Source organism: Hydrocoleum sp. CS-953 (assembly GCF_002260545.1).
Classification (GTDB): Bacteria; Cyanobacteriota; Cyanobacteriia; order Cyanobacteriales; family Microcoleaceae; genus Trichodesmium.
In genome coordinates this window covers 1-4,868 of record NZ_LGSU01000820.1, presented here as the reverse complement: position 1 = coordinate 4,868, position 4,868 = coordinate 1, and the positions used below count along the sequence as shown (strand labels likewise).

Genomic DNA, 4,868 nt, shown 5'->3' with positions numbered 1-4,868 from the left:
ATGCTATTCAAATCTTTTCTTTCTCCTGACTCCTGTACGGGCGTTAACGATAGTTATGCGAAGCTAACGGCCGTTTCGCTGCGCGACATGAAACGCCCCTACGAGGACTGACTCCTAGAGCGATACGATAACTAATTACCCGGATTCTATATTAGTTGTCTCAGTCTAATACTGGACTGACACACTTAAAACTGCCGATGAGGTAGGGTTTATGTAAATCTTAGTGGACTGCTTCATCTCAAATAGTGCATTAGGGAATCAGGTGACCTAGGGGCGGATTTCACTATAGGGACGTTGCATAAGGGCGTCCGTACAACGAGCTTTCACATTGAGTCAGATAAACCCGCCCCCAATGATATAACCCACTGTCCTAGGAGCGGGTTTATGTAAATCTAACAGTAAGCATGAAAATTTCCGGTGAAACCCAACAAAAATCTTTCTCCCCTACTCCCCTACTCCCCTACTCCCCTACTCCCTAATGCACAGTTTTAGTTGTGTCGGTCCAGTAGGGTGCGTTAGAAGGCTTAAATTAAGACTATGAAAGAGATTCAGCAATCCGTCGTAACGCACCATTGAATATGTGTCGGTCTACTACTAGACTGACACAGCTAAAACTGTGCAATAGATTTTTTGTTTCTAGGTGTCTTTTTCTCCCCACCCTCCCCACACTCCCCATCTACCCCACACCCCACATCTAACGCACCATTGAATATGTGTCGGTCTACTACGTTTATGATTTAGTGCCTAGATAAATGGTGAGTATATAATTATGAGGTGTTATGCCAAAATGTAGGCAAAGTTGTAAAGACTTTGCCATTTAACCAATATCTTGATGAAGAAAANAACGCACCATTGAATATGTGTCGGTCTACTACGTTTATGATTTAGTGCCTAGATAAATGGTGAGTATATAATTATGAGGTGTTATGCCAAAATGTAGGCAAAGTTGTAAAGACTTTGCCATTTAACCAATATCTTGATGAAGAAAACTAGGAAGAAGAACCTCCAAACATAGCATCAAGAATTGCAGCTCCTACCGCTAAAACTTCCACTGTTCTCGTTGTTCCCATAGTCGTATCTCCAAGGACGTTTCCTTCTGTATCTATTGCCATATATTGTTGACCATTCGTCCCTTCATAATAGACAATAAATCCATCTGCTGCCTCTTGATAGCCGAGATATTCAGCGAAGGGGTGATAGTGGGCAACAGCTTCAGCAAACATCCGGTGCATAACAATTTCAGATGCAGACATATATCAATATTCTCCTGTTTTTTGTTGGTATGGGCGATCAGTAGTAAGCGATCGCCTGGATGATTTTTTCAATAACTAAATTAGATTTTGCTAGTGAAGCTCAAGAAAACTTTTTTTTGCCTCACAATTAATACTCTACAAGGCGAATTGATAATACAAATTATTCCTGACTAACGGTCATTATTAATAACAATGGTAAAATTATAACTATTATAAAAAAACGTTGCGAGGTAAATTTGATGAATCAAGATGCAAGTAATCCTAAGTGTCTTCAAGATTTAGTTAATTATAAGTTCTATGCTGAAGCTCAAGCTGATTGGAATGTTAATAATTTAATTGTTGACCTAGAAAAAATTAAAAAAGAATGGTCGCGAATGGGGGAAGGCTTAAGCAAATTTCACAAGCAGTATTTATTAATGGCATTAGTTGCAAAACAACTTCCAGATATGGTTTCTGAATTAGAAGATATTGCATCAGTTGATTCTCTCAGAACTAAACTAAGTAATGATAAAAAGAAAAAAGGGATTCATTTTTGCTTACAAAAGTTGCTGGAACGAGAAATTGGTAATCCTAAAAATATAATGATTTATTTGTTTAAATCTAAATATAAAAAAAAGCCTCAACCTCCTAATTTTGAAAAAGAAACAAGTCTATTAATTAGAATACCTGATGATGTTTCAGCAAAACAATTGTTAGAAATTGAGAACAAAGTTAGAGCGATAACAGGATGTCCTTATATTAGGGTAGTGGAAATTAAAATGGGTAGTATAATTTTGGTTTTTAAAGGTTCTCAATCTGCTTGCGAGCAAGTAGAATCTTTGCATCAACAAGGTTTACTTTCAGACAGGTTAGGTGTTCCAATTATAGATGTAGAAATCATACCTAGTCGGGTGAATTTAACTCAATGGTTTGATAATATTTTAACTACTGGATGGCAAGCAGCAAATGAATTATTGACTCCTTCACAATTAGAATTAGTTAGAACTATCCGAATTAAAAATGCAAAACTTATTGATTTACGAGCCGATCTATTAAGTCATGCTGTAGTTTTACTGGTAAATTTAGTACGAAAAAATGATGATTATTCTGAAGTGGAAATAACTTTACAGGTTTATCCGACTGGGGATGATGTTTATCTTCCTCCTAATTTTAAGTTGATTGTTTTAAGTGAAAATGAAGTTTTTAAAGAAGTTACAGCTAGAAGTGAAGATAGGATTATTCAATGTCAATTTGAAGGAGAATTAGGGGAAGAATTTACGGTACAATTAGTGTTAGATGAAGCCGTTATTACGGAGATTTTTGTTATTTAGTTGAGATATAAAATACATTTCGTAGGGAGGTTCCATGGAACGTCCCTACGGGTTAACGGTACTTGGGAGGTAATTGTTTTATGGAAGAATTAAATTATTCAGAAATTGTCAGAAAAATAGTGAAAGAAAACTATCAATATCATACTCAAGATTCACAATATGAAACACAACTGATTTTGGATTCGGAAAGAAATCATTACCTCTTAATTTCTTTACGTTGGCAAAAGGAAAAACAGGATTATGGTTGTTCTATTCATGTTGATATTAAGGATGGCAAAATATGGATTCAGCAAGATTTTACTGAGCAAGGAATTGCTCAACAATTATTAAATTTAGGTGTGCCAAAATCTGATATTGTTTTGGCTTTTCGTTCGCCTTTTGTACGACAATTTTCTGATTTTTCTGTTAACTAGAAATTGTTAAATTAGTAGGTTGGGTTGAGGTACGAAACCCAACTACTACTATAGTAATAGGTTGTAATATTTTATCGTAGGGGTTTGGTTTCCAAACCGAAACCCAAGGGATTTGGAGACCAAACCCCTACAGTTTTTTCACAAATTATTTACGATTGCTATGATGTTTCATTAAATAAATTTGACTTGATTAGCACTTACCCAGAAACCGGGTTTATCGACGAAAATTCCTGGTTTAAAAGTAATCAATAAAATAAACCCGGTTTCTTATTTTGGTGTGTATTTGTTGGGTTTCGCTGTCGCTCTACCCAACCTACAATAATATAATTTTAAAATTAATAGGAGTTGTTATGGGAAAGTTAGTTACTCTCAATATTGATGGTGAATTTCCACGGGGTTTTTCGGTGCGGTGTGAAATTTCCCAGGATGTAGATTCGATAAATAATGAACCATTGTTAGCCATGGCTAGCAAGTCAGCACATTTACCTTCACATTCGGAAATTTTGGAGCAGTATCGTTATTGGCAAAGTTTATATCTAAATTTAGAGTTCTTTTTTTCTAACCGTATAAGAATTAAACCTGGTTTGACTAATTTTTCGGATCGGGATAAAAATGATGCTTTTAAAGCTTGTAAAAAGGCAGCTAATTTATTAGCGAAAACTTTCAATATTTGGTTACGTTCCCCCGATTTTCAACCGATAGAAATTTTGCTTCGGAATAATTTGGATAAGTCGGAAAGTACGAGAATTTTATTGGCAACTGAAAATCATTGGTTGCGACGTTTGCCTTGGCATGAATGGGATTTATTGAAGGATTTTCCGAAGGCTGAAATTTCTATCGCTTCTCCTAATTTTCAACGAGTTAATACAACAATAAAATCAGACAAACAAGACAAGATAAAAATTTTAGTTATTTTGGGAGATAATGTCGGAACTGATGCTGATAAAAAGGTGATTCGACAATTAATTCCTGATGCAGAAATTTGTTGGTTAATAGAACCTCAACGCTCAGAATTAGATGAACCTTTGTGGCAAGAATCTTGGGATATTTTGTTTTTTGCTGGTCATGGCAAAACTAAAGATAATGGCAGTATTGGTACGATTCAAATTAATGCTGAAGATAAGTTGACTATTTCTAAAATAAAAAATCATCTTTTACAAGCTGTTAAGTCTGGTTTAAAGTTGGCGATTTTTAATTGTTGTGATGGTTTGGGTTTGGCTTATCAATTAGCAGAAGGTGAGGATTTACATTTACCGCAAATTATTGTGATGCGGGAAAATTTACCTGTGGCTATTGCTCCGAAGTTTCTCCAATTTTTTCTGGAAAATTATACTCAAGGTTTATCTTTATATAGTTCTTTGCGGGAGAGTCGGCAAAGGTTACAAATATTAGAAAAGGATTTTCCTTGTGTGAGTTGGTTGCCTGTTTTATGTCAAAATCCTGCGGAAATTCCTCCCCGTTGGTTGGAGTTGGGAGGAAAAATTCAGAGTTCTCCCTATAAAGGATTGAGTGCTTTTACTGAAAATGATACTGAGATATTTTTTGGCAGGAAAGTGTTGACTAATTCTTTATTGTCAAAGCTGGAAAGTAAAAATTTAGTTGCTGTGATTGGTGCTTCGGGTAGTGGGAAATCTTCTTTGGTTGCTGCTGGTTTAATTCCTCAATTGTTGGCTCAAAAGACGAAAATTTTACCTCGTTTTGTGGTGAAAATTCGTCCTGGTTTTCCTCATCCGAATCCTTGGGAAAATTTGGCTGAGGAATTATTGATTGCTTCGGGGAGTGGGGACGGTACTATCAAACTGTGGAATTTTAACCGAGATGAGCTAATAGACAACGCTTGCAAGTGGATGAGCGACTACCTGAAAAATAACCCTAACTTAGAAGAAAAAGAA

At 35.8% G+C, this 4,868-nt stretch carries 4 protein-coding genes; 3 read left to right on the top strand and 1 reads right to left on the bottom strand.

The window, feature by feature from the left end; genetic code table 11:
- Nucleotides 1-989: 989 nt before the first annotated feature.
- Nucleotides 990-1,253 carry a hypothetical protein gene (locus AFK68_RS10370; protein ID WP_094672637.1) on the bottom strand — a complete coding sequence of 88 codons (264 nt, stop codon included), beginning with the start codon at nt 1,251-1,253 and terminating at the stop codon, nt 990-992.
- A gap of 239 nt (nt 1,254-1,492) precedes the next feature.
- Here AFK68_RS10370 and AFK68_RS10365 point away from each other — a divergent pair, with 239 nt between their 5' ends.
- The 3 genes from AFK68_RS10365 to AFK68_RS10355 form a co-directional block, all read left to right on the top strand.
- Nucleotides 1,493-2,563 carry a DUF1822 family protein gene (locus AFK68_RS10365; protein WP_094672636.1) on the top strand — a complete coding sequence of 357 codons (1,071 nt, stop codon included), beginning with the start codon at nt 1,493-1,495 and terminating at the stop codon, nt 2,561-2,563.
- 80 nt (nt 2,564-2,643) lie between these two features.
- Nucleotides 2,644-2,976: a XisI protein gene (locus tag AFK68_RS10360; RefSeq protein ID WP_094672635.1), complete on the top strand. Its 333-nt coding sequence runs from the start codon at nt 2,644-2,646 to the stop codon at nt 2,974-2,976.
- 350 nt (nt 2,977-3,326) lie between these two features.
- The coding region (locus AFK68_RS10355; protein ID WP_143437759.1) for a CHAT domain-containing protein at nt 3,327-4,868 on the top strand (1,542 nt) is incomplete at its 3' end.